Origin of the sequence: Phenylobacterium sp., from assembly GCF_044372605.1 — a bacterium.
Classification (GTDB): domain Bacteria; phylum Pseudomonadota; class Alphaproteobacteria; order Caulobacterales; family Caulobacteraceae; genus Phenylobacterium.
In genome coordinates, this window is record NZ_JBILRO010000234.1 from 1 (window position 1) to 5,399 (window position 5,399).

Sequence of the window (5,399 nt, forward strand, 5' to 3'; positions counted from 1 at the left end):
GGAATAGGAGCGAAAATCGTGACCCACCACGATACGCCGCTGGCCCATCTCATGGATCAGCGTGCCCAGGCCCAGCCCCAGAGCCTCGATGCCCAGCAGATTGATATCCGGACCTAGAACCCAACGGGCATCATACTCCCGAAAGCCTGTCGCCTTCACCAGCGGATAGTTCTCATAGTCCAGGGTGTTCGGGCGAAGGTCGGCGCGGGGGGCGGGCAGCATAATGGACTCCGGCATCTCGTGAGTGAGGCCATAAGGGCTGCACCCAACTGAAGGCTTAACAGCGGCGATTTTGTTCCAAAGCGCAGCGCATCATCAATCGGTGTTGACCGCAGCCGTCTAGCCTCGTTCATTAGCGCCAACCGGCGTCCGAGAAACGCCGCCAATGTAGAGGGAGCGCAATGGCCGCCAAAAAATTCCCGGTTGAAGCGGGGCATATCCTGTTGTTCGCGCGGTCAATCGGCGACGACAATCCGGCCTACATGGACGAGGAGGCCGCCAGTAAAACCGAGGCTGGCGGCATCATCGCACCTCCCACCTTTGTCCAGTCCAGCGCCCAGTTCGATCCAGACTATTTCCTGCGGCCAAAGATTGGCCGGCCCTGGTTCGGCTCGGGAAAGAATCCGACCGGCCTTGTTCGGACGGGCGGCGGTGAAGGTGGAGGCGGTGGAGGCGGCGGCCTGCATGCCGAGCAGCACTATGAGTACCATCGCCCGCTTCGGGCCGGCGACGTGCTGACCGCCACGACCTTGCCCGGCAAGACCTGGGAGAAAGAGGGCCGGCGTTCGGGCAAGCTGGTGTTTTCGGAATCTGTCACCGAGTACCGCGATCAGAACGGCGAACTGGTGATCACGGCGCGCGGCGTCGGCGTGCGCACCGAACGCCCTGTCGAGCAGAAGTAGGAGGACCCCTCATGGCGCTCAACGCAAGCAAGCTCAAGGTGGGCGATGTCCACACCGCCCGGTTGGTCGACGACCTCACCCGCACCCAGATCGTCCAATATGCCGGTGCTTCCGGCGACTATAATCCGCTACACACCGATGAGATATTCACAACCAAGGTCGCTGGCTACCCCAGTGTATTCGCCCACGGCATGCTCACCATGGGCATGACCGGCAAGATGCTCACCGACTATGTGGGCGACACCCGGCTGACCAAATATGGCGTTCGCTTCACCAGCCAGGTGTGGCCAGGCGATGCGCTTGACGCCAGCGCTACGGTCAAGGCGATCACCGAGCGCGACGGCAAAACCTTTGTCGAACTGGATGTGGCTACCACCAACCAGAACGGCGTCGAGGTGTTGAGCGGCTATGCGGAAGCGCGGATCGATCCGTAGCCGAGGCTACATCACGCCTGCGCGCAGCAGATCGTGAACATGCAGGATGCCCAGCGGCTTGCCGTCCTCGACCACGAAGAGGACGGTGACCGCTGGTAACGGGTCGCTCATCAAGGCCAGCGCCTCGCCGGCCAGCATCTGGGGTGGCGCGGTCTTGCGTGGGCCGGGCGTCATGACCTCACCGGCGGTTCGGTCCAGGAGGCCGTCTATGTGGCGTCGAAGGTCGCCGTCGGTGATGGCACCCAGCAGACGTCCGTTCGGGTCTACGACACCGACGACCCCCCACCGCATCCGGGTCATCACCAGCAGGGCCTGACGCATAGGCGTCTCGGGCGCCACCAGCGGCAATTCCTCACGGCCATGCATCATATCTGCGGCGGTGCGCAGCATGGCGCCGAGCTTTCCGCCAGGATGCAGCACCTTGAAGTCCTTCGGTTGAAATCCGCGGCGCTCGAGCAGCGCCACGGCCAGCGCGTCGCCCAGCGCCATCTGCAGGGTGGTGGATGTCGTCGGCGCATTGACCGCATCCGTCGCCTCCGGCGCATCCGGCAACTTCAGAACCATATCGGACGCCAGACCCAGCGCGCTGTCTGTCACCGCCGTCATGCCGATCAACGGGATCGCAAATCTCGCGGCAAAGGCAATGATATCAGCCAGTTCGCGCGTCTCCCCCGTCTTGGACAGCGCCAGGATGATATCGCCCGAGCCGATCATGCCGAGGTCGCCGTGGCTGGCCTCGCTGGGGTGTACGAACATGGCGGCGGAACCTGTCGAAGCCAGGGTTGCCGCGATCTTGCGCGCAACGTGACCAGACTTGCCGATACCGGTGCAAACGATCCGGCCCTGCGCTGCGAACAGCATTTCTACGGCGTTGGCAAAGGTGTCATCCAGTCCGGCGGCGAGGCGGCCGAGCGCCTCGGCTTCGGTTTCCAGCACACGTCGGCCGATGGTGATGGAGGGTGTCTTGCTCATTGTGACGGCGCGATCGCCTGGTTCTGGATGTTGCGTACGGCCTGCCTGGCCTGATCGACCCGACGCTGGGCGGCCTCGGTCTCACGACGCATGGCGGCCTGCATTTCGGGGCTACGCTGCACGGGGTCATGACCAAATGGCGCTGGCGATCGGTCGCCCAGTCCCTGCGGCCAGACCAGCGCCAGTCCGAGCGCTGCGACGGCGGCGAGGCCCAGCAGCGGAAGGTAGAAACGATCCAACATGACCCCGCTATAGCCCGCTCCGCCTTGACGCGGTAGGGGCCGGCGCCCTAGCCGGAACCTCCCCAATTGAGGAACCGTCAGTGCCGACCCTGATCCTGCTGCGCCATGGCCAAAGCCAATGGAACCTTGAAGACCGTTTCACCGGTTGGGTCGACGTGGACCTGACCGCCCAGGGCGAGGCCGAGGCCCGCAAGGGCGGTGCGTTGATCAAGGCGGCTGGTCTGTCCATTGACCGGGTGTTCACCTCTTTACTGACCCGGGCGATCCGCACGTCCTGGCTGGCGCTGCAGACGGCCGGGCAGGTGTTCGTACCCGAGGTGAAGGATTGGCGCCTGAACGAGCGACACTACGGCGGCCTCACCGGGCTCAACAAGGCTGAGACCGCCGCCAAGCACGGGGACGCCCAGGTGACGATCTGGCGGCGCTCCTATGATGTGCCACCGCCCGAACTGGCGCCGGGGGGTGAGTTCGATTTCTCAGGCGATCGGCGCTACGCAGGCCTCACCCTGCCGACAACCGAAAGCCTCAAGACCACGCTCGACCGCGTGCAACCCTATTGGGACGCCGAGATTACGCCCTGCCTGCAGCGCGGCGAGACCCTGCTGGTGGCTGCACATGGCAATTCGCTGCGGGCCATTGTGAAGGTGCTTTTCGGTCTATCGGATGAAGCGATCGTGAAGGTGGAGATTCCGACCAGCAACCCGTTGGTGATCGAACTGGACGGCAATCTGAAGCCGACGTCGGCGCGCTACCTGGACGAGGTCCGGGCCACCGCGCTGCCGCCGGTTTAAGGCGCTTCACCTGGCCGTCGGGAGCGTCCATTCTGGCGGAATGACAGACGCTGACCATATGCGCCGCGCCATCGCGCTCGCCCGGGACCAGCTGGGCAGGACCGGCGGCAACCCGGCGGTGGGCTGCGTAATCGTGCGCGACGGACTTGTGATCGCCGAGGGGGCCACGGCTGATGGCGGACGCCCCCACGCGGAGGAGCAGGCTCTGGAAGGCGCTCACGAAGGCGCCCGCGGCGCAACGGCCTATGTCACGCTGGAGCCCTGCGCCGTACGATCCCACGGAGGCCGTTCCTGCAGCGAGCGGCTGGTCGCCGCTGGCGTCGCGCGGGTGGTGATCGCCTGCGCGGACCTGTCGGTGTTCGCCGCCGGTCAGGGGGCGCGGAAGCTGACCGATGCCGGTATCAACGTAGATCAGGGGTTACTGGAGCCTGAGGCGAGGCTGCTCTATGTCGACTATGTTCCTGCAGGAACGATGGAAAGTCGTCGTTAATCCCGCCTGAGCTAAAATGGTTTCAGTGCTTATGCCGAACCTGAAAAGCTGATGCAGCGCGCCGAGCCCAGAACCCTAGTCCATTCGCGCTTGAGTCAAGCCGAGGTGGATGCGATCTGCGTGAAGCATGACCGTCTGTGGAGTTCGAAGCCGGGCGGCGCGCGGGCTGTTTTTACGTTCAAGGATCTGAGCGGGGCCGATCTGAAAGGCCGTAATCTCTGCGACGCGGACTTCACCGGCGCCGTCATGATCGGTTGCGATCTGAAGGGTGCGCGGCTGGACAACGCCACGCTGTTCTGCGCCGACCTGACAGGTTCCGACATTCGCGAGGGCTCACTGCGCCGCGCCGATCTTCGAGGATCGTGCATGCGCAACGTGGACCTGGCCGGCGCTGATCTCTTTGAGGCGGATCTTCGGGAGGGCACGCTGGCGGCGGCCAGCCGCGAGCTGGGCCTCCAGCGGGTGGAGACGGGCCAGCCGGCCCAGGGCGAGATGCGCGGCGCCATACTGGCCGGCGCCAATCTGGAGCGGTCGCGCCTGTCCGGCGCAATGGCCATGCGTGCGGATTTCACCGACGCGATTCTCAAGGACGCGAAGCTGACCCGCGCCAACCTGAAGCAGGCCACCATGAAGGGCGCCAACATGTCCGGATGCGACCTCTCTGGGGCCGATCTGGCCGGGGCGGACCTGCGTGACGTCATTCTGGTAGGAGCCACGACCGTCGCCTGGAATGTAACAGGCGCTGACATGGCCGGCGCGCTGACCGACCAGCCTGCCGGCCGTGCGCTCGATGAACTGCCCTATGACGACATGATCCGCGAACACGCCCGCTGGTGCGAGACCGGCGGCGGAGAGGGCAAACCTTCGTCCTTTGACGGGGCAGATCTCAGGGCGCTGTCCAGCGTCAGCGGCTACAATCTGACGGCGCTGTCGGCCAAAGGGGCTATCTTCTACGGGATCAACATGGAAGGCGTGCAGTTGCAGGGCGCTCACCTGGAAGGTGCCGATCTTCGAAACTGCAAGCTACGCCGAGCTGACCTGCGTGGGGCCCGGCTCCTCGGAGCGAAACTATCGGGCGCGGACCTTCGCGAGGCCCAGATGGGGCCGCTTTTGCTGGGCGCCGACCGGGTACTGCCCTGCAACCTCTCGGGGGCTCAGCTCAAGGGGTCAGATCTGACCAACGCCGACGTGCGGCATGCGATTTTCGTTGATGCCGATCTCAGCCGGGCTGACTTCTCGGGGGCCCAGTTGAAGCAGGCAAACTTCTCCGGGATCATCCGTCAGGGCGTGCGAGGCCTGGACGACATTATCTAACCGGATATCAGGTGGCGCGCCGCCATCGGACGGCGCACCACCCCGATCAATGGGCCGTCAGGCGGCCTTTTCGCTCTGGAGCAGGTCTGGCTGCACACTGGTGTTGATCTCAATCCGGCGCGGCTTCAACGCGTCCGGAATTTCGCGCTTGAGGGAGATGGAAAGCAGGCCGTCCGCCAGGTCCGCATCGGCCACCACAATATAGTCCGCCAATTGGAAGCGGCGCTCGAAATCCCGGGCGGCCAGACCGCGAT

General features: G+C 64.7%; 8 protein-coding genes and 1 pseudogene. 5 read left to right on the forward strand and 4 right to left on the reverse strand.

Annotated features, from left to right (window positions below; genetic code table 11):
* Window positions 1-222: pseudogene (locus ACIQ42_RS15460) on the reverse strand (phosphomannomutase/phosphoglucomutase); the annotation flags it as partial.
* Between the two features lie 179 nt (window positions 223-401).
* Between ACIQ42_RS15460 and ACIQ42_RS15465 the strand changes: the two are divergent.
* Both ACIQ42_RS15465 and ACIQ42_RS15470 read left to right on the forward strand, forming a co-directional pair.
* Window positions 402-902: a MaoC family dehydratase N-terminal domain-containing protein gene (locus tag ACIQ42_RS15465; RefSeq protein ID WP_397423144.1), complete on the forward strand. Its 501-nt coding sequence runs from the start codon at window positions 402-404 to the stop codon at window positions 900-902.
* An 11-nt stretch (window positions 903-913) separates the two neighbouring features.
* On the forward strand, window positions 914-1,336 hold the full coding sequence (locus tag ACIQ42_RS15470) for a MaoC/PaaZ C-terminal domain-containing protein (protein ID WP_397423145.1): 423 nt from the start codon (window positions 914-916) through the stop codon (window positions 1,334-1,336).
* 6 nt (window positions 1,337-1,342) lie between these two features.
* Here ACIQ42_RS15470 and ACIQ42_RS15475 read toward each other — a convergent pair whose 3' ends face one another.
* Window positions 1,343-2,308: an SIS domain-containing protein gene (locus tag ACIQ42_RS15475; protein ID WP_397423146.1), complete on the reverse strand. Its 966-nt coding sequence runs from the start codon at window positions 2,306-2,308 to the stop codon at window positions 1,343-1,345.
* On the reverse strand, window positions 2,305-2,550 hold the full coding sequence (locus ACIQ42_RS15480; RefSeq protein ID WP_397423147.1) for a hypothetical protein: 246 nt from the start codon (window positions 2,548-2,550) through the stop codon (window positions 2,305-2,307). Before ACIQ42_RS15480 ends, ACIQ42_RS15475 begins: the two co-directional genes overlap by 4 nt.
* A gap of 80 nt (window positions 2,551-2,630) precedes the next feature.
* Here ACIQ42_RS15480 and gpmA point away from each other — a divergent pair, with 80 nt between their 5' ends.
* From gpmA to ACIQ42_RS15495, 3 genes are read left to right on the forward strand one after another with little or no spacing between them, the layout of a single operon-like run.
* The gene (gene gpmA / locus ACIQ42_RS15485; RefSeq protein WP_397423148.1) at window positions 2,631-3,341 is read left to right on the forward strand and encodes a 2,3-diphosphoglycerate-dependent phosphoglycerate mutase; all 711 of its coding nucleotides are present in this window, start codon (window positions 2,631-2,633) and stop codon (window positions 3,339-3,341) included.
* A 40-nt stretch (window positions 3,342-3,381) separates the two neighbouring features.
* Window positions 3,382-3,831 carry a bifunctional diaminohydroxyphosphoribosylaminopyrimidine deaminase/5-amino-6-(5-phosphoribosylamino)uracil reductase RibD gene (locus ACIQ42_RS15490; RefSeq protein ID WP_397423149.1) on the forward strand — a complete coding sequence of 150 codons (450 nt, stop codon included), beginning with the start codon at window positions 3,382-3,384 and terminating at the stop codon, window positions 3,829-3,831.
* A gap of 51 nt (window positions 3,832-3,882) precedes the next feature.
* Complete coding sequence (locus tag ACIQ42_RS15495) at window positions 3,883-5,145, forward strand: pentapeptide repeat-containing protein (RefSeq protein WP_397423150.1); 1,263 nt, start codon at window positions 3,883-3,885, stop codon at window positions 5,143-5,145.
* Window positions 5,146-5,202: 57 nt separating this feature from the next.
* On the opposite strand, the gene ACIQ42_RS15500 is transcribed toward ACIQ42_RS15495, so the two are convergent.
* Window positions 5,203-5,399 (reverse strand): Hsp20 family protein (locus ACIQ42_RS15500; protein ID WP_397423151.1); only part of this gene is annotated, 197 nt, incomplete at its 5' end.